This window comes from Ideonella sp. (assembly GCF_041287625.1).
Taxonomy (GTDB): Bacteria; Pseudomonadota; Gammaproteobacteria; order Burkholderiales; family Burkholderiaceae_C; genus Ideonella.
The window spans coordinates 156,085-173,433 of sequence record NZ_JBGGNH010000037.1 but is presented as its reverse complement, the minus strand read 5'-3'; the positions used below and the strand labels follow the sequence as shown (position 1 = coordinate 173,433).

16 protein-coding genes and 1 tRNA gene are annotated in these 17,349 nt (G+C 67.7%); 7 read left to right on the top strand and 10 right to left on the bottom strand.

Annotation, left to right across the window (positions count from 1 at the left end; genetic code table 11):
* Positions 1-193 precede the first annotated feature (193 nt).
* The 3 genes from ACAH41_RS15520 to ACAH41_RS15510 form a co-directional block, all read right to left on the bottom strand.
* Positions 194-967, bottom strand: coding sequence for a ferredoxin--NADP reductase (locus ACAH41_RS15520; RefSeq protein ID WP_325652232.1), 774 nt, complete (start codon positions 965-967; stop codon positions 194-196).
* Positions 968-1,105: 138 nt separating this feature from the next.
* Positions 1,106-2,299 (bottom strand): CaiB/BaiF CoA-transferase family protein, encoded by a 1,194-nt coding sequence (locus ACAH41_RS15515; protein WP_325652231.1) that lies wholly within the window; start codon positions 2,297-2,299, stop codon positions 1,106-1,108.
* 2 nt (positions 2,300-2,301) lie between these two features.
* Positions 2,302-3,480, bottom strand: a complete 1,179-nt coding sequence (locus tag ACAH41_RS15510; protein ID WP_325652229.1) for an acyl-CoA dehydrogenase — start codon at positions 3,478-3,480, stop codon at positions 2,302-2,304.
* 112 nt (positions 3,481-3,592) lie between these two features.
* Between ACAH41_RS15510 and ACAH41_RS15505 the strand changes: the two genes are divergently transcribed.
* From ACAH41_RS15505 to katG, 3 genes are all read left to right on the top strand, one after another.
* Positions 3,593-4,513, top strand: coding sequence for a LysR substrate-binding domain-containing protein (locus tag ACAH41_RS15505; protein WP_325652228.1), 921 nt, complete (start codon positions 3,593-3,595; stop codon positions 4,511-4,513).
* Between the two features lie 153 nt (positions 4,514-4,666).
* On the top strand, positions 4,667-5,269 hold the full coding sequence (locus ACAH41_RS15500; RefSeq protein ID WP_325652226.1) for a hypothetical protein: 603 nt from the start codon (positions 4,667-4,669) through the stop codon (positions 5,267-5,269).
* Between the two features lie 157 nt (positions 5,270-5,426).
* Positions 5,427-7,643 carry a catalase/peroxidase HPI gene (gene katG / locus ACAH41_RS15495; protein ID WP_370538358.1) on the top strand — a complete coding sequence of 739 codons (2,217 nt, stop codon included), beginning with the start codon at positions 5,427-5,429 and terminating at the stop codon, positions 7,641-7,643.
* Positions 7,644-7,686: 43 nt separating this feature from the next.
* Here katG and ACAH41_RS15490 read toward each other — a convergent pair whose 3' ends face one another.
* Genes ACAH41_RS15490 through ACAH41_RS15480 form a run of 3 tightly spaced genes read right to left on the bottom strand, consistent with a single transcriptional unit; the run spans position 7,687 to position 10,335 of the window.
* A complete protein-coding gene (locus ACAH41_RS15490) occupies positions 7,687-8,310 on the bottom strand; it encodes a LysE family transporter (protein WP_325652222.1) in 624 nt (207 codons plus the stop codon).
* A 5-nt stretch (positions 8,311-8,315) separates the two neighbouring features.
* Positions 8,316-9,308, bottom strand: coding sequence for a tripartite tricarboxylate transporter substrate binding protein (locus tag ACAH41_RS15485; RefSeq protein ID WP_325652221.1), 993 nt, complete (start codon positions 9,306-9,308; stop codon positions 8,316-8,318).
* Complete coding sequence (locus tag ACAH41_RS15480; RefSeq protein ID WP_325652220.1) at positions 9,298-10,335, bottom strand: CDP-6-deoxy-delta-3,4-glucoseen reductase; 1,038 nt, start codon at positions 10,333-10,335, stop codon at positions 9,298-9,300. Before ACAH41_RS15480 ends, ACAH41_RS15485 begins: the two co-directional genes overlap by 11 nt.
* 150 nt (positions 10,336-10,485) lie before the next feature.
* Here ACAH41_RS15480 and ACAH41_RS15475 point away from each other — a divergent pair, with 150 nt between their 5' ends.
* Positions 10,486-11,403, top strand: a complete 918-nt coding sequence (locus ACAH41_RS15475) for an SDR family oxidoreductase (protein WP_325652219.1) — start codon at positions 10,486-10,488, stop codon at positions 11,401-11,403.
* A gap of 10 nt (positions 11,404-11,413) precedes the next feature.
* Here the strand turns inward: ACAH41_RS15475 and ACAH41_RS15470 are convergent, their stop codons facing one another.
* The 3 genes from ACAH41_RS15470 to ACAH41_RS15460 form a co-directional block, all read right to left on the bottom strand.
* Positions 11,414-12,022 (bottom strand): rhomboid family intramembrane serine protease, encoded by a 609-nt coding sequence (locus ACAH41_RS15470; RefSeq protein WP_325652218.1) that lies wholly within the window; start codon positions 12,020-12,022, stop codon positions 11,414-11,416.
* Positions 12,023-12,178: 156 nt separating this feature from the next.
* Complete coding sequence (locus tag ACAH41_RS15465; protein ID WP_325652217.1) at positions 12,179-14,443, bottom strand: xanthine dehydrogenase family protein molybdopterin-binding subunit; 2,265 nt, start codon at positions 14,441-14,443, stop codon at positions 12,179-12,181.
* 14 nt (positions 14,444-14,457) lie between these two features.
* Positions 14,458-14,919: a (2Fe-2S)-binding protein gene (locus ACAH41_RS15460; protein WP_325652216.1), complete on the bottom strand. Its 462-nt coding sequence runs from the start codon at positions 14,917-14,919 to the stop codon at positions 14,458-14,460.
* Positions 14,920-15,021: 102 nt separating this feature from the next.
* Here ACAH41_RS15460 and ACAH41_RS15455 point away from each other — a divergent pair, with 102 nt between their 5' ends.
* Positions 15,022-15,609 carry an Isoquinoline 1-oxidoreductase subunit gene (locus ACAH41_RS15455; protein WP_325652215.1) on the top strand — a complete coding sequence of 196 codons (588 nt, stop codon included), beginning with the start codon at positions 15,022-15,024 and terminating at the stop codon, positions 15,607-15,609.
* A 52-nt stretch (positions 15,610-15,661) separates the two neighbouring features.
* Here the strand turns inward: ACAH41_RS15455 and ACAH41_RS15450 are convergent.
* Positions 15,662-15,746, bottom strand: a tRNA-Leu gene (locus tag ACAH41_RS15450).
* Positions 15,747-15,882: 136 nt separating this feature from the next.
* On the opposite strand from ACAH41_RS15450, the gene cysM reads away from it, so the two are divergent.
* The gene (gene cysM, locus ACAH41_RS15445; protein ID WP_325652214.1) at positions 15,883-16,788 is read left to right on the top strand and encodes a cysteine synthase CysM; all 906 of its coding nucleotides are present in this window, start codon (positions 15,883-15,885) and stop codon (positions 16,786-16,788) included.
* On the top strand, positions 16,785-17,333 hold the full coding sequence (locus ACAH41_RS15440) for an NUDIX hydrolase (RefSeq protein WP_325652209.1): 549 nt from the start codon (positions 16,785-16,787) through the stop codon (positions 17,331-17,333). The genes cysM and ACAH41_RS15440 overlap by 4 nt, the downstream gene beginning before the upstream one ends.
* Positions 17,334-17,349: the final 16 nt, after the last annotated feature.

Genomic DNA, 17,349 nt, shown 5'->3' with positions numbered 1-17,349 from the left:
AATCCCGGCAGCGGGCAAGCTCGCCAGCGTTTCGTCCAATGTGTTTTGCAGCAGGCCAGACAAAATGAAAAAGGGAACGTGTTCGACACGTTCCCTTTTTAGCCTGCTTCAGGCCTTATGGACCTTAACTGACTGGCATTGACCCGAAGGTGGCTTGTCCGGTTCAGCGCGGGTGGCTGGTCACTGGCTCACATCACTGGGAGACGAAGGCGCGTTCGATCACGAAGTCGCCCGGGGTCGTGGTGTTGCCTTCCTTCAAGCCCCGCACTTCCATCATGGTCTTCAGGTCGCGCAGCATCTCGGGGCTGCCGCAGATCATCACGCGGTCTTCGGCGGCATTGAGCTGCGGAATGCCGAGGTCGGCGGCGAGCTGGCCGTTTTCAATCACGGTGGTCACGCGGCCCTGGTACTTGGATGGCTCGCGGGTGACCGTGGGGTAATACAGCAGCTTGCCCTTGATGAACTCGCCGAGGAATTCGTGCTCGGGCAGGTGCTGGGTGATGTAGTCCTGGTAGGCCAGCTCGTTGTTCTGGCGCACGCCATGAACCAGCACGACCCGCTCGAATTTCTCGTAGGTCTCCGGGTCGCGGATGATGCTGAGGAAGGGCGCCACGCCGGTGCCGGTGCCCAGCAGATAGAGGCGCTTGCCGGGCAGCAGGTAGTCGATGAGCAGCGTACCGGTGGGCTTCTTGCCGACGATCAGCGTGTCGCCCACCTGGATGTGCTGCAGCTTGGAGGTGAGCGGGCCGTCCTGCACCTTGATACTGAGGAACTCCAGCGTTTCTTCGTAGTTCGGGCTGACGATGGAGTAGGCGCGCAGCAGCGGCTTGCCGTTCACGCGCAGGCCGATCATCGTGAAATGGCCGTTCGAGAAGCGCAGCGAGGTGTCGCGGGTGGTGGTGAAACTGAACAGACGGTCGGTCCAGTGGTGCACGCTCAACACGCGCTCTTCATTGAAGGCACTCATCTCGAAGGGGGGCTTTGGGTTCACGAAGCACGGGGCGACTCACCGCCCCGCAGGACTACGGATTATCCCTCAGCGGCCTTGCCCGGCCCGGCCTGAGGCTTTGCGCAGGCGCAAGCCAGCCTTGTCCTGGAACGGAGGTCAGCGGTTCTGGCCCAACCAGTCGCGCAGCACTTCCACCGTGTGTTCGCCCAGTTGCGCCGGTGCCTGGCGGTATTGCACCGGGCTCGCCGACAGCCGGATCGGATTGGCCACCAGCGGCACGCTGCCGAAGGCCGGATGCGGCATTTCCAGCTTCATGCCGCGGGCGATGACCTGAGGGTCCGCGAAGACATCGCCCAGCCGGTTGATCGGGCCGCAAGGCACGCCGGCGGGCTCCAGCAGCGCCATCCACTCGGCCGTGGTCTTCATCACGGAGGCCTGGCGCAGCAGCGGGATCAGCACCGCGCGGTTCGCCACCCGCGCCGGGTTGGTCGCAAAGCGTTCGTCCGTGGCCCATTCGGGGTGACCCGCCACGGCGCAGAGCTTGGCGAACTGGCCGTCGTTGCCCACGGCCAGGATCATGTCGCCATCAGCCGTCGGGAAGTCCTGGTAAGGCACGATGTTGGGGTGCGCATTGCCCATGCGCTGCGGCGCCTTGCCGCTGGTGAGGAAGTTCGCGGCCTGGTTGGCCAGCGTGGCGACCTGAACGTCCAGCAGTGCGAGGTCGATGTGCTGGCCTTCGCCGCTGGTTTGGCGGTGCTGCAGCGCGGCCAGCACGCCGATGGTGGCGTAGAGCCCGGTCATGATGTCCACCAGCGCGACGCCCACCTTCTGTGGCCCCGCACCGTCTTCGCCATCGGCGCGCCCCGTCAGGCTCATCAGCCCGCCCATGCCCTGGATCAGGAAGTCATAGCCCGCGCGCGGCGCATACGGGCCGGTCTGGCCGAAGCCGGTGATCGAGCAATAGATCAGCCGAGGGTTGACGGCTTTCAGGCTCTCGTAGTCCAGCCCGTAGCCCTTGAGCCCACCGACCTTGAAGTTCTCCAGCACCACGTCGGCTTCTGCCGCCAGCGCCCGCACTTGCGCCTGGCCTTCGGGCGTGGCGAGGTCAATGGCGACCGAGCGCTTGTTGCGGTTGGCGCACTGGAAGTAGGCGGCCTGCTTCGACGGCGAACCGTCTTCCAGTGGCACCCACGGCGGGCCCCAGGCGCGGGTGTCGTCGCCAGCACCGGGACGCTCCACTTTCACCACATCCGCCCCCAGGTCGCCCAGCATCTGGCTGGCCCAGGGGCCGGCGAGGACGCGGGAGAGGTCCAGGACCTTGATGCCCTGCAGGGCGCCGGCGGTGAACACGATCAGAAGGCCGCGATGCCGGTCATCGCACGGCCGAGGATCAGCGCATGCACGTCGTGCGTGCCTTCGTAGGTGTTCACCACTTCAAGGTTGACGAGGTGGCGGGCCACGCCGAATTCGTCGGAGATGCCGTTGCCGCCCAGCATGTCGCGCGCGGTGCGGGCAATGTCCAGTGACTTGCCGCAGCTGTTGCGTTTCATGATGGAGGTGATCTCGACAGCGGCCGTGCCTTCGTCCTTCATGCGGCCCAGGCGCAGGCAGCCTTGCAGGCCCAGCGTGATCTCGGTCTGCATGTCGGCCAGCTTCTTCTGCACCAGCTGGTTCGCGGCCAGCGGCTTGCCGAATTGCTTGCGGTCCAGCGTGTATTGCAGTGCCGTGTGCCAGCAGAATTCGGCCGCCCCCAGCGCGCCCCAGGCAATGCCGTAGCGCGCGCTGTTCAGGCAGGTGAACGGGCCCTTCAGGCCGTGCACTTCGGGGAAGGCGTTTTCCTCTGGGCAGAACACGCCGTCCATCACGATCTCACCGGTGATGGAGGCGCGCAGGCCGACCTTGCCGTGGATGGCGGGTGCGGAGAGGCCCTTCCAGCCCTTTTCCAGCACGAAGCCGCGGATGGCGCCTTCATCATCCTTGGCCCAGACCACGAACACGTCGGCGATCGGGCTGTTGGTGATCCACATCTTGGCGCCGGAGAGGCTGTAGCCGCCGTCGACCTTCCTGGCGCGGGTGATCATGCTGCCGGGGTCCGAGCCGTGGTTGGGCTCGGTCAGGCCAAAGCAGCCGATGTATTCCCCGCTGGCCAGCTTGGGCAGGTACTTCTGCCTGGTGGCTTCGTTGCCGAATTCATTGATCGGCACCATCACCAGTGAGCTCTGCACGCTCATCATCGAGCGGTAGCCGGAGTCCACGCGCTCCACTTCACGCGCCACCAGGCCGTAGCAGACGTAGTTCAGGCCGGCGCCGCCGTACTGCTCGGGAATGGTCGCGCCCAGCAGGCCCAGGCTGCCCATCTCGCGGAAGATGGCCGGGTCGGTCTGCTCGTTGCGGAAGGCCATCAGCACCCGCGGGGCCAGGGCTTCCTGGCAATAGGCCGCGGCGGCGTCGCGCACCTGGCGTTCGTCGTCGGTCAGCTGGCTGTTGAGCAGCAGCGGGTCGTCCCAGTGGAAGCTGGCCTTGGTTGCCATGGTGGCGGTCTCCGTCAAGTTCAATGATGGAATCTTAGAATCGAGTCTGCCTGCGTGGCAAACGAGAATTTCGCACCGTTTTGTGCGGATCAGGAATTCCGAGGGCTGCTCGATGCGCCGCAAGATCCCGTCCACCGCCGCATTGGCCGCCTTCGAGGCTGCTGCGCGCCACCAGAGTTTCACCAAGGCCGCCCACGAACTGGCGGTGACGCAGAGCGCCGTCTGCCGCCAGATTGCCACGCTGGAAGACTTCCTCGGCCTGCCATTGTTCCGCCGCGGCCAGCGGGGCGTGCTGCTGACGGACGCCGGCCAGCGCTACGCGCGCAGCGTGGCGGCGCGGCTGGACGAGGTCGAGCGCGACACGCTTGACCTGATGTCCCAGGCCGGGCTGGGTGAGGCCGTGGGTTCGCTGGAGTTGGCGGTGGTGCCCACGTTCGCCACGCAATGGCTGCTGCCGCGCCTGGCCGGCTTCCAGGCGCAGCATCCCGGCGTCACCGTGCACTTCACGCCGCGCACCCGGCCGTTCCTGTTCGAGGAGACCACGCTGGACGCCGCGATCCACGCGGGCGATGCCTTCTGGCCCGGCACTGCGGGCGAAGTGCTGATGCGCGAACACCTGATCGCCGTGGCCAGCCCGGCGCTGCTGGCCGGCCGCACGATGAACAGCGCGGCCGACGTGGCCACCTTGCCGCTCTTGCAGGCCAGCACCCGGCCGTACGCCTGGCGGCTGTGGTTCGAATCGCTGGGCCTGAAGGTCGACCACGACATGGCTGGCGCGCGCATGGAACTGTTCTCGATGCTCACCGAAGCGGCGGCGCAAGGCCTGGGCGCGGCGCTGGTGCCGCGCCTGCTCGTCGAGCGCGAACTGGCTGGCGGGCGGCTGGTGCAACTGCTGCCGCACGAGCACGTGAGCGACCGTGCCTACCGGCTGCTGTGGCCGCAGCACAAGGCTGGACTGCCGGCGTTGGCGGTGTTTGCCGCATGGCTGGGCGAGGAGGCCGCGCGATACCGGACCGAGACGGGGCAGGCCTAGCATGGCGTGAGCGGCCAAGGTTTTTCGTTCAGCGTCATGAAGGCGTTGTTGCCGCTTCAAGGAGAGTCCATGGTCCAAGCTTGCCCCTGCCGCACTGATGTCCGGCTGCTGTTTCGATGCCTGCTGCTTTGAACGACCTGCCTCTGGTGCGGCATGGCGGTCGCCCAGGCCACGCAGCGCTTGTGCGGGCCAGGCAGCGAAGACAAACCCGGGCCGGCTTGCCTCGTGGCCAGCCAGGACATCGGCGCATTGCCGGACCGGCCCGTCTACTGGCGCATCTACACCTACGACGACCTGCAGGTCGCGCGGCGCGAGGTGCCGCGTGAAGGGGCTGTCGCGCAGGCGTTCGGGCAGACCTGGCTGTTCGTGGCGGGTGCAGACGCGCCAAGCTTGCCCAGCGCCCGGCATGTGGCGGACGTCGGCCCGCTGCCTGTCGCCGCAGGTTCGAATTACCAGGCGGAATACCTGAAGTCCACCTTCAGCCCGGGCATGACCGCGCCCTTGCACGTGCACTCCGGGCCGGAGGCGTTTTACGCATTGAGCGGCGGCACCTGCCTGGAAACGCCGGACGGCGTGCAGGTGAAGCGCGGCGCGGGCCACAGCCTGATGGTGCGGCAGGGGCCGCCGATGTTGCTGATGGCCGTTGGCAACGAGGAGCGGCGCGGCTTTGCGCTGATCCTGCACGACGCCAGCCAGCCGCCAACCACGTTGACGCAGGCCTGGACGCCGAAGGGTTTGTGTGTGGCCGAGAAGTAGCTTCCGCTGACGGCGGCGTTCCTCTCCCGCCGGCCACGCTTGCACCCATCGGGCAATGGGCCTTTGCCTATCGCCGGCATTGAGAGGATTTCATCGAGCCGCTGTTTTCGCGTCCTAGACTTGCATTCCCAATGATCTCCTCAGGAGGCAAGCCAGCATGACGACCGAATCACAGTGCCCGTTCTCGGGCAGCGCCGCCCAGAAAAACGCATCCCCCAAGGCCCGCGGCAACAAGGATTGGTGGCCCAACGCGCTGGACCTCTCCATCCTGCACCAGCAGTCCACCCGCGCCAACCCGATGGGCGAGGAGTTCAAGTACGCCGAAGAATTCAAGTCCCTTGACCTGGACGCCGTCGTCACGGACCTGAACGCCTTGATGACCGATTCGCAGGACTGGTGGCCGGCCGACTATGGCCACTACGGCCCGCTGTTCATCCGCATGGCCTGGCACTCGGCTGGCACCTACCGCACGGCTGACGGCCGCGGTGGCGCAGGCGCCGGTGCGCAGCGCTTTGCACCGCTCAACAGCTGGCCCGACAACGGCAACCTGGACAAGGCACGCCGGCTGCTCTGGCCGATCAAGCAGAAGTATGGCCACAAGCTTTCGTGGGCGGACCTGATCATCCTGGCCGGCAATGTCACGCTCGAATCCATGGGCTTCAAGACCTTCGGCTTTGCCGGCGGCCGGGCCGACGTGTGGGAACCGGGCGCGGAGGTGGACTGGGGCAAGGAAGGCACCTGGCTGGCCACCAGCGACAAGGAAAACAGCCGCTACTCGGGCGACCGTGAGCTGGCCAACCCGCTGGCCGCCGTGCAGATGGGCCTGATCTACGTGAACCCCGAAGGCCCGGACGGCAACCCCGATCCGCTGGCGTCGGCACGCGACATCCGCGAGACCTTTGCCCGCATGGCGATGGACGACGAAGAGACCGTGGCGCTGATCGCCGGCGGCCACACCTTCGGCAAGTGCCACGGCGCCGGTGACGCGAACCAGGTCGGCCCCGAACCCGAAGGCGGCACGATCGAGCAGCAAGGCCTGGGCTGGAAAAACAGCTTTGGCACAGGCGTTGGCGCACATGCCATCACCAGCGGCCTGGAAGGCGCCTGGACCCCCACGCCCACCACCTGGGACAACAGCTATTTCGAGACCCTGTTCGGCTTCGAATGGGAGCTGACCAAGAGCCCCGCTGGCGCGCATCAGTGGACGCCCAAGGGCGGTGCCGGTGCCGGCGCCGTGCCGGACGCGCACGACCAGAGCAAGCGCCACGCACCGATGATGCTCACCTCCGACCTGGCGCTGCGCCAGGACCCGGCCTACGAGAAGATCTCGCGCCGCTTCATGCAGGACCCGGCAGCGCTGGCTGACGCCTTCGCCCGCGCCTGGTTCAAGCTGACCCACCGCGACATGGGCCCGCGCCCGCGCTACCTCGGCAAGCTGGTGCCGCAGGAAGTGCTGATCTGGCAGGACCCGGTGCCCGAGCTCGACCACCCGCTGGTGACGGACCAGGACGTGGCCGCGCTGAAGGCCAAGGTGCTGGCCTCGGGCTTGAGCATCTCGCAACTGGTGACGACCGCGTGGGCGTCGGCGTCCACCTTCCGCATTGGGGACAAGCGTGGCGGTGCCAACGGCGCGCGCATCCGCCTGGCGCCGCAGAAGGAATGGGAAGTCAACCAGCCGGCCGAGCTGGGCAAGGTGCTGGCGCAGCTCGAAGCCATCCGCAATGACTTCAACGCTGCGCAGTCCGGCGGCAAGCAGGTCTCGCTGGCCGACCTGATCGTGCTGGCCGGCGGTGCCGCCGTCGAGGCCGCTGCGAAGAAGGCGGGCGCGGACATCACCGTGCCGTTCACGCCGGGCCGCACCGATGCGTCACAGGACCAGACCGACGTGCACTCGTTCGCCGTGCTGGAACCCAAGGCCGACGGCTTCCGCAACTACCTGCGCAAGGGCCTGGAAGGCTCGGCTGCCGAACTGTTGATCGACAAGGCCGAACTGCTCAGCCTCAGCGCGCCGGAAATGACCGTGCTGATCGGCGGCCTGCGCACGCTGGGTGCGAACTTCGGCCACAGCGCGCATGGCGTCTTCACCCAGCAGCCTGAAACCCTGACGACCGACTTCTTCGTCAACCTGCTGGACATGCGCACCGCCTGGCAGCGCTCGGCTGCGGACCCGAACGTGCTCGAAGGCCGGGACCGGACCAGCGGCGAGCTGAAGTGGACGGCCACCGTCGTCGACCTCGTCTTCGGCTCCAACGCCCAATTGCGCGGCATCGCCGAAGCCTACGCCAGCAGCGACTCGACGCCGCGCTTCCTGCGCGACTTCGTCAAGGCCTGGACCAAGGTCATGAACCTGGACCGGTATGACTTGCTGAGTTGAGTTGAGCTGGACATCCATCCGCCGCACACCGCGGCGGATGGCCTCAGCGGTGTGCCGCCAGCAGCAACCCGCCCGCCCCGATGAAGACGCCGCCGGTGGCGCGGTTCAGGCGGCGGGCAGCCAGCGGGCTGCGCACCAGGCGGCGGATCTGGCGGCCGCCCAGGCCGTAGACCAGGGACGAGACGTATTCGGCCAGCAGGTAGGTGGCGCCCAGCGTGGCGAACTGCATTACGGCGGGTTTCGCCGGGTCGATGAACTGCGGGAAGATGGCCGCGAACAGCAGCATGGCTTTGGGGTTGCTGATGCCGAGCAGGAATTCCTGGCGCATCAGTTCGCGCCAGCGGCGGGGCGCAGCACTTTCAGCCGATTCGCCGGCGTGCAAACCGCCCAGGTCCCGGCTGCGCCAGGCATGCACACCCAGCCAGAACAGGTAGGCCGCGCCCAGCCACTTCAGCACACTGAAGGCGGTTTCGGAAGCCAGCAGCATCGCGCCCAGGCCCAGCGCCGAGACGGTGAGGAAGATGGCGAAAGCCGCGACACGTCCCGTCGTGCCCATGATCGCAGCGACCACGCCTTCGCGCAGGCCGTGGTTCAGCGCGCAGAAGTTGTTCGGGCCAGGCGTGAGGGCAATGCCCACGGCGAGCGGGAAGAAGTAGAGGGCGTCCATGCGCTTCAGTCGATGGTGGCGCCGCTGGCCTTGACAACCGCCTGGTAGCGCGTGTGTTCGGCGGCAACGAAGCGGGCGAACTGTTCAGGCGTGGTGGCAAAGCTATCGGCCATCAGCGTGCGCCAGCGGGCCTGGATCTCGGGCGTGGCCAGGGCCTCGGTGAAGGCCTTGTTCAGACGCGCGGTGACGTCCGCCGGCAGCTTGGCCGGGCCGAACAGTCCGACCCAGGTGCCGATGTCGAAGCGGGCCAGGCCGAGCTTGGCGCCGGCTTCTGCCACGGTGGGCAGCTCGGGCATCGCATTGCTGCGCCGGGCCGAGGTCACGGCCAGGGCCTTGAGCTTGCCGGCGCGGATGTTGGCCGAGGCGGTGGCCAGGTTGTCGAAGCTCAGGTCCACCTGGCCGGACAGCAGCGCGAGCTGCGCGGGGTTGCCACCCGCATAGGGAATGTGGACCATGAACAGCCCCGCCTGGGTCTTCAGCATCTCGCCCGCCAGGTGGCCTGCGCTGCCGTTGCCGCCCGAAGCGTAGTTGAGCTGGCCGGGGTGGGCCTTGGCGTAGGCGACCAGGTGGGCCACGGAGCTGATCTTCAGCTGCGCGGCGCGCTCGGCGTTCATCACCAGCACGTTGGGCATCTGCGCCAGGCCGGTGATCGGCGTGAAGTCGCGCAGCGCGTCGTACGGCATCTTGCGGTAGAGCCAGGGGTTGATCGCGTGCGTGGCAACCGCGCCGATGCCAATCGTCAGCCCGTCGGGTGCGGCCTTGGCCACCACGTCCGCCCCAAGGTTGCCGCCGGCGCCAGCCCGGTTGTCGACCACGATGGTGCCCAACGCGGGCTGGACCTTGTCGGCCAGCGCGCGGGCCATCAGGTCCAGCGGGCCGCCAGGCGGGTAGGGCACGACGAGGCGGATGGGCTTGCCTTGCGCCGCTGCGAGCGTGGGCACCGCGGCCAGCACGGCGAGCAGGTGCCGGCGCGTCAGCCCTCGCATTTCAGGCGCCATGCTTGTCCGCTTCAGAGGTGAAGCTGTCGGCGAAGAATTCGTCTTCCGGCAGGCCACAGCGGGCGACGAAATCGCGCTGGGCGGACTCGACCATGATGGGCGCGCCGCAGGCGTAGACTTGGTGGCCGGAGAGGTCCGGCAGGTCAGCCATCACCGCATGGTGGACAAAGCCGGTGCGGCCGGTCCAGCCGTCTTCGGGCTTGGGCTCGGAGAGCACCGGCACGTAGCGCAAATTGGGCAGTCGCGCCGCTGCGGCTTCGGCCCATTCGTGCAGGTACAGGTCGGCCCGGCTGCGAGCGCCCCAGTACAGCACCGCTTCGCGCCCGCTGGCGAGTTCTTCCAGCCGTTCGATCAAGGCCTTGATCGGCGCCAGCCCGGTGCCCGAGGCCAGCAGCACCATGGGCTTGGTGGAATCCTCGCGCAGGAAGAAGCTGCCGAACGGACCTTCCATGCGCAGGATGTCTTTTTCCTTCATCGTGCCGAAGACCTGGTCGGTGAACTTGCCGCCGGGCATGTGGCGGATGTGCAGCTCGATGGACGGCGGCGTGCCGAGCTGGTGCGGCGCGTTGGCCATCGAGTAGCTGCGGCGCGCACCGTCACGCAGGATGAACTCGATGTACTGGCCGGGGTGGTACTGGAAATTCTGGTTCGCCGGCAACTGCACGCGAATGACTTTCACGTCCGGCGCGGGCTGCGCCATCGACAGCACGCGGCCGGGCATCTTCAGGATGGCGAACTGGCCGGCGCCCGGCACGCTGCGGGCCTCGACCACGCAGTCGGTCTGCGGCGTGGCGCAGCAGGTGAGGATCAGCCCGGCGGCTTCCTCGGCTTCGGACAAGGCTTTCTGCTGGTGCGCGCCGTGGATGACACGGCCTTCGAGCAGGCGGCTCTTGCAGGAGCCGCAGGCGCCGTCCTTGCAGCCATAGGGCAGGCCGATGCCCTCGCGGATGGCGGCTGTGAGGATGGGCTCGTCGCGTGCCACGTCGAAAGCGCGGCCGGAGGGCTGGAGGGCGATGGTGAAGGTCATGGGCGGGCGATGGACCGAGGCTGGCTACACTTGGCGCCCCTCGGCCATGGCCGCGCTGCGGGTGCTGCTGGCCGGGCGCCAGCGGCGATTTTGCCCCGAGACACCTGCGGCGGTCTGCCGGCCCTTTTCGGCCCTTCTCCATTGCGTGACATGAGCCAGCTTCCTCCCCGCTTGCTGCCTTCAGCGGTGCACCGCCGGCCTGTGCTGTTGATCGTCGGCTGCGGCGACGTGGGGCTGCGCGTGGCGCGTTTGCTGGCCGGGCGCTGGCGGGTGCTGGCACTGAGTTCGTCGCCACAGCGCCGCCCGCTGCTCCGTGCTGCGGGCGTGGTGCCACTGGCTGGGAACCTGGACCAACCCGAAACCCTGGGCCGGCTCGCGGGGCTGGCGGACGCGGTCTTGCATCTGGCGCCACCACCCGGCAAAGGCGTGGCCGACACGCGCACCGCCGCACTGGTGCGCGCGCTGGCCCGGTCCCGGCGCGTGCAGCGCGTGGTCTATGGCAGCACCACCGGCGTCTATGGCGACGCAGGCGGCGCCCGGTTCGACGAGACGCGGGCAGTGAACCCGGCGACCGACCGCGGCCACCGGCGGGTCGACGCCGAGGCCAGGCTGCGCTGGGCCGGGCGGAGCTTCGGCTGGACGATCTCGGTGCTGCGCATCCCGGGCATCTACGCGGCCGACCGCGAAGGTGGCCATCCGCGCGACCGGGTGCAACGCGGCACGCCGGTGCTGCGCGCCGAGGACGACGTCTACACCAACCACATCCACGCCGATGACCTCGCGCGGGCCTGCGTGGCCGCGCTGCTGCGCGGCGCGCCGCAGCGGGTCTACCACGTCACCGACGACAGCGAGACCCGCATGGGCGACCACTTCGACACCGTGGCCGACCGCTACGGCCTGCCGCGCCCGCCGCGTCTGAGCCGTGCCCAAGCCGCGGCCCAACTGTCGCCCATGCAGATGAGCTTCCTCGGCGAATCCCGAAGGCTGGACAACCGCCGAATGAAAAAAGAGCTGCGGTTGCAGCTCCTTTATCCGGATGTGATCGCGGGCCTGGCCGGCGATCAGTGAGCCTCGCGGCTCACCGCCTTCTCTTTGGCGGGAAGGGCGCTTGGCCGCGCCAGTAGCGAATGATGAGCCAGGCACCGGCCATGCCGCCGAGGTAGGCAAAAGGCGCGACAGTGCGTGTGCCCAAGCCGGAGAACAGCACGATGGCACCGAACACCATCACGAAGGTGCGCTGCTTCATTGGGATGGGCGGGAACAGCGGCATGATGGTCCGGTCCGGGAACAGCATGGCCGAGGCGAGCAGCGTGGCATACAGCATCGGCGCAGAGCCCATCGCTGGCGCAAATGCCGAGACGGCGAGCGACAGCAGCAGGTAGCAGATGGCAGCGGTCACCGTGGCCGCCAGCAGGAACTGTACATAGCGGCGATAGCCCCACAGCCGCTCCAGCTCGGCGCCAAACATCCACAGCGCGAGCATGTTGAAGAACAGGCCCAGCACGTCGGTGTGCACGAACACGAAGGTGAACGGCTGCCAGGGCATGAAGTGCTCGGTGCCCAGCGGCCACAGGGCAAACCACAGCGGCAGCACCGGGCCGATGAAGCTGCGCAGCAAGGCGTCCAGGCAGAACATCGCTGTGCAGATCAGCATCAGCGCCTTGGTGATCGGTGGAATCGGAGGCATGGGCAGAGGGCAGTGAAGCGGTTCGGACAGGCGCCCCGCGAATGCGGAGCAATGCCGCGGCAGTATCGCCCATGCGCACGCGCCTGCCCGAGCCGGAGCGTGTCAGGTGTCACTGCACCGGCCTGCTTGCAAGGGCGCGGTGGCCCGGGCCAGGCTTCAGGCTTCGACCAGCCCTGAGCGGCTCATGGGCAAGCGGCGCACGCGCGGGCCGCCCAGGCGCGCCAGCGCATTGGCAACGGCCGGCGCCAGCGGCGGCACGCCTGGCTCGCCCACGCCGGTGGGCGCGGCGGTGCTGGCCAGGATGTGCACTTCGACGCGCGGCATCTCGTAGATGCGCAAGGCCTTGTAGCGGTCGAAGTTGCGCTGAAGCACGCGGCCCTGCTTCATTTCCAACTCGCTGTAGTACAGCGCGCCCAGGGCAAAGCCGATGCAGCCTTCCATCTGCGCGCGGATCACGTCCGGGTTGACGGCCACGCCGCAGTCCACCGCGCAGACGACACGGTCCACCTTCAGCTTGCCGTTTTTCAGCGAGACATCGGCCACCTGGGCCACGTAGGAGCCGAAGGATTCGTGCACCGCCAGGCCTTGCGCGCTGCCCTTGGGCATGGCCTTGCCCCAGCCGGCCTTCTGCGCGGCCAGTTGCAGCACGCTGGCTGCTCGGCCGCCGGGTTCCAGCAGGGCCAGCCGGAAGGCGAGCGGGTCACGCCCGGCTGCTGCGGCCAGTTCGTCCATCATGGTCTCCATGACGTAGGCGGTGTGGGTGTTGCCCACCGAGCGCCACCACAGCGGCTTCACGCCCAGCGTGGTGGTGTGCAGCTCGCCTTTCATCATCGGCAGCTTGTACGCGCTGGGCGCCACGCCTTCGACCGAGGTGGAATCAATGCCGTCCTTGATCATCACCGCCATCGCGGTGCCGGCCATGATGGACTGGCCAACGATCTGGTGCTGCCAGCCTGCCACCTGGCCTTTGGCATCCAGCCCGACCTGCACCTGGTGCACGTACATGGGCCGGTACAGACCCGAGGCCATGTCGTCCTCGCGGGTGTATTGCAGCCGCACCGGGGCGCGTCCATTGATGGCCTTGGCCACGTTGACCGCGGCCACGGTGAAGTCGCTGTAGGCATTGGCGCGGCGGCCGAAGCTGCCGCCGGAGACGAGGGTGTGCAGCTTGACCTTCTCCATCGGCAGGCCGGCGGCCTTCGCGGCGAACATGTGGTCGAAGGTGGGGAACTGGTGGCCGGACCAGGTTTCCAGCATGCCGTCGTGCAGCCAGGCCACGCAGTTCATCGGCTCCATCGTCGCGTGGGCCAGGAACGGGAACTCGTAGGTCGCGGTGATGGTCTTGACTGAAGGTCCTGCTGCGGCGGCGTTGGCTTCCGGCTTGGCGAAGACGGTGCCGCCGGTCTGCGTGGCCTGCTGCTTGTACTGCGTGAGCAGTGCGTCGGTGTCCAGCGCGCTGCCGGCCGATTCGTCCCACTGGAGCTTCAGCGCGCGCCGGCCCTGCATCGCCGCCCAGGTGCGCGTGGCGACCACGGCCACGCCTTCGGGCACCTGCACCACGTCGGTCACGCCGGCCACCTTCAGCGCCTCGGTGGCGTCGAAGGACTTCAGCGTGGCGCCGAACGAAGGCGGCCAGGCGATCACCGCGGTCAACAGGCCGGGCAGCTTCAGGTCGATGGTGTAGACCGCCGTGCCGTCGCACTTCGATGGCGAGTCGACCCGCGGCGTGGCGTTCTCCTTGCCGATCATCGTGAACTGCGCGGGCGTCTTCAGCACTGGCTTGTCGGGCACCGGCATGCGACTGGCCGCCTCGGCCATCTCGCCGTAGGTCGCTTGTTTGCCCGAGGCGTGGCTCAGCAGGTTGCGGTGGGTCTTGATTTCCGTGGGCGGCACGTTCCAGGCCTGCGCTGCCGCGGCAACCAGCATTTGCCGCGCGGCGGCCCCTGCGTTGCGCATCTGCAAGTACGCATTGGCAATCGCCGATGAGCCGCCTGTGCCTTGCATGTCGCCAAAGGCCAGGTTGTTGTAGAGCTTGGGGTTGGAGGGCGCGTATTCGGTGCGCACCAGGGTCCAGTCGGCATCCAGCTCGTCAGCCACCAGCGAGGCCAGGCCGGTGGTGTTGCCCTGGCCCATCTCGTGGTGCTTGCAGACGATGGTGACCAGGTTGTCGGTGCCCACGCGCACGAAGGCATTGGGCGCCAACGGGCCTGTGGCGACGCCTTCAGGGCCGGGGGCTGCGGCCTGCGCCAATGAGGGTGCGAAGCTGCCGATGCTGATCATCAGCCCGCCGCCCGCAGCACTCTTGAGCAACGCTCGGCGGGTCAGGTGCGCGGCACCGGCTGGCGCAGCTTCGGCGTCCGGGAACAGCAGCGATTGCAGCGACTCGCGCTGGGCCTGCATGGCAAGCATCATCGGGTGCATGGCGGGTCTCCCGTTCAGGCTGCGAGCTGGCGCGAGGCCGCGTGGATGGCGGCGCGGATGCGCTGGTAGGTCGCACATCGGCAGATGTTGCCGCTCATCGCGAGGTCGATGTCGCGGTCGGTCGGCTTCGGGTTTTTCTCCAGCAGCGCCGTGGCCGACATGATCTGGCCCGACTGGCAGTAGCCGCACTGCACCACGTCCAACTCGACCCAGGCCCTCTGCACCGCCTTTGCGGCCTTGGACGACAGGCCTTCGATGGTGGTGATCTTGCGGTTGCTGATCCACGAGACCGGCGCGGTGCAGGAGCGCAGGGTTTCGCCATCTGCATGGACGGTGCAGGCGCCGCACTGGGCCACGCCGCAGCCGTACTTGGTGCCGGTCAGGCCGATGTCTTCGCGCAGCACCCACAGCAGCGGGGTCTCGGGGTCGACATCGAGTGCGTGCACCCGGCCATTGACGTTGAGCTCAACCGACATCCAGACCTCCTGTGAGTTCAGTGAAATGTGTGTTTGTTCAGCGTTGCCCCAAGCGCGCCGCCTGCGGAGTATGCTCGTGCGTCGAGAAAATGGGGAGAAGCGATGCCCGTCATCCGGACCTGTGTTTTCGCGCTTTGCGCCGCTGCAGCCGCCGCCAGTTGGGCTGCGGACCTGCGTACCCCGGAGAGTTTCGCTTCGACCAGCGACCCGGCCCAGCGCTCGCGCGAGCTCTTCCTCGAAGCCGGCAAGGTGATCCAGCACCCTCGCTGCCTGAACTGTCACCCCAATGGCGACCGCCCGACGCAGGGCATGGACCTGCATCCGCACCTGCCACTGGTGGTGCGCGGCAAGGACGACAAGGGCGCTGCCGGCATGCGCTGTACGGCCTGCCACCAGGCAGCGAATGTGGAGCCGGGCGGTTTCCCGGGCAATCCGCTGTGGCACCTCGCGCCAGGCTCGATGGCCTGGCAGGGCAAGACCCTGGCGCAAATCTGCGTGCAGATCAAGGACAAGCGGCGCAACGGCGGCAAGTCGCTGCCGGCCATCCAGGAACACATGGCAAGCGATGGCCTGGTGGGCTGGGCCTGGGCGCCTGGTGGCACGCGCGAACCGGCGCCTGGCACGCAGGAACAACTGGGTGCGCTGATCAAGGCCTGGATCGACACTGGCGCGTTCTGCCCGGCGTCTTGAAGCGCCAGCAGCTGCGGAAGTGAGAAGGGGAGAGAAGGATCCCGCGAGGGGATGGTGCCCGAGGTCGGACTCGAACCGACACGCCTTGCGGCGAGGGATTTTGAATCCCTTGCGTCTACCGATTTCGCCACCCGGGCAAGGTGTGTGATCAGCGGCTGGTGCCGGCCTGGAAAGGCTGGGTGCCGCTGCACGTGGAACGCGATTATGGCATGGCGCACGCACGGGACTTGAGCCGCCGCGATAATGAAGCGCAACTCCCGACAAGCCGTGCCCATGCCCCACTACAAGACCCTGGAAGACGCGATTGGCCACACCCCGCTGGTGCGGCTGCAACGCCTGCCCGGCGCCGAGCTGGCCGCCCGCGGCAATGTGATCCTGGGCAAGCTGGAGGGCAACAACCCGGCCGGCTCGGTCAAGGACAGGCCGGCCATCAACATGATCCGCCGGGCCGAGCAGCGCGGCGAGATCAAGCCGGGCGACACGCTGATCGAGGCCACCTCGGGCAACACCGGCATTGCGCTGGCGATGGCCGCGGCGATCAAGGGCTACCGCATGCTGCTGATCATGCCGGAGGACCTGTCGATCGAACGTGCGCAGACCATGAAGGCCTTTGGCGCCGAGCTGATCCTGACGCCCAAGTCCGGCGGCATGGAATGGGCCCGCGACCTGGCCGAGCAGATGCAGCGGGACGGCAAGGGCCGGGTGCTGGACCAGTTTGCCAATGCCGACAACCCGGCGGTGCACTACGAGACCACCGGCCCCGAGATCTGGGCCGACACCGAAGGTGGCATCACCCATTTCGTCAGCGCGATGGGCACGACCGGCACCATCACCGGCGTGTCGCGTTACCTGAAGGAACAGAACCCGGCGGTGCGCATCGTCGGCGCCCAGCCTTCGGAAGGCTCGCGCATTCCCGGCATCCGCAAATGGCCGGAAGCCTACCTGCCGAAGATCTACGACCCGAGCGCCGTGGACGAGCTGGTCTACGTCAGCCAGGCCGACGCCGAGGACATGGCGCGCCGGCTGGCTGCCGAGGAGGGCCTGTTCGCCGGCATCTCGGCGGCGGGCGCCTGCTGGGTGGCGCTGCAGCTGGCGCGCACGCTGGAAAACGCGACCATCGTCTTCGTGGTCTGCGATCGTGGTGACCGGTACCTGTCGACGGGAGTCTTTCCCGCATGAGCACCTTCAAGTTCTGTCCGCAATGCGCCACACCGCTGGCAATGATCGAGCGCATGGAAGACAGCGGGCCGACCGAGCGCCTGCGCTGCCCCGCCTGCGACTTCACGCACTGGAACAACCCGACGCCGGTTCTCGCCGCAGTCGTCGAGTGCAGCGACCAGGGCGGCAAGGTCCTGCTGGCGCGCAATGCGGCGTGGACGCACAAGATGTTCGCGCTGATCACCGGCTTCATGGAGGCGGGTGAGTCGCCGGAAGCCGGCATCACGCGCGAGGTGCTGGAAGAGACCTCGCTCATCGCCACCTCGGTGAACCTGCTCGGTGTCTGGGATTTCCAGCGCATGAACCAAGTCATCATCGCCTACCATGTGGTGGCACATGGCGAGGTGCGGCTGTCGCCCGAGCTGGCCGAATACCGGATGTTCGAGCCCAGCGAGGTCGTCTGCTGGCCGGCCGGCACCGGTTACGCGCTGGCCACCTGGCTGCGCAGCAAGGGCATCGCGCCGCGCTTCATCGAGCTACCGTCGGCGGCGCCCAGCGCCAGCTGAATTTTCATCCGCAGGA

Excerpts from the sequence above, each read along its gene's own strand:
- ACAH41_RS15520 (WP_325652232.1), bottom strand. The coding sequence starts at position 967 with ATGAGTGCCTTCAATGAAGAGCGCGTGTTGAGCGTGCACCACTGGACC.
- ACAH41_RS15510 (WP_325652229.1), bottom strand. The coding sequence starts at position 3,480 with ATGGCAACCAAGGCCAGCTTCCACTGGGACGACCCGCTGCTGCTCAAC.
- ACAH41_RS15505 (WP_325652228.1), top strand. The coding sequence starts at position 3,593 with ATGCGCCGCAAGATCCCGTCCACCGCCGCATTGGCCGCCTTCGAGGCT.
- ACAH41_RS15500 (WP_325652226.1), top strand. The coding sequence starts at position 4,667 with ATGGCGGTCGCCCAGGCCACGCAGCGCTTGTGCGGGCCAGGCAGCGAA.
- katG (WP_370538358.1), top strand. The coding sequence starts at position 5,427 with ATGACGACCGAATCACAGTGCCCGTTCTCGGGCAGCGCCGCCCAGAAA.
- ACAH41_RS15490 (WP_325652222.1), bottom strand. The coding sequence starts at position 8,310 with ATGGACGCCCTCTACTTCTTCCCGCTCGCCGTGGGCATTGCCCTCACG.
- ACAH41_RS15485 (WP_325652221.1), bottom strand. The coding sequence starts at position 9,308 with ATGGCGCCTGAAATGCGAGGGCTGACGCGCCGGCACCTGCTCGCCGTG.
- ACAH41_RS15480 (WP_325652220.1), bottom strand. The coding sequence starts at position 10,335 with ATGACCTTCACCATCGCCCTCCAGCCCTCCGGCCGCGCTTTCGACGTG.
- ACAH41_RS15475 (WP_325652219.1), top strand. The coding sequence starts at position 10,486 with ATGAGCCAGCTTCCTCCCCGCTTGCTGCCTTCAGCGGTGCACCGCCGG.
- ACAH41_RS15470 (WP_325652218.1), bottom strand. The coding sequence starts at position 12,022 with ATGCCTCCGATTCCACCGATCACCAAGGCGCTGATGCTGATCTGCACA.
- ACAH41_RS15465 (WP_325652217.1), bottom strand. The coding sequence starts at position 14,443 with ATGCACCCGATGATGCTTGCCATGCAGGCCCAGCGCGAGTCGCTGCAA.
- ACAH41_RS15460 (WP_325652216.1), bottom strand. The coding sequence starts at position 14,919 with ATGTCGGTTGAGCTCAACGTCAATGGCCGGGTGCACGCACTCGATGTC.
- ACAH41_RS15455 (WP_325652215.1), top strand. The coding sequence starts at position 15,022 with ATGCCCGTCATCCGGACCTGTGTTTTCGCGCTTTGCGCCGCTGCAGCC.
- cysM (WP_325652214.1), top strand. The coding sequence starts at position 15,883 with ATGCCCCACTACAAGACCCTGGAAGACGCGATTGGCCACACCCCGCTG.
- ACAH41_RS15440 (WP_325652209.1), top strand. The coding sequence starts at position 16,785 with ATGAGCACCTTCAAGTTCTGTCCGCAATGCGCCACACCGCTGGCAATG.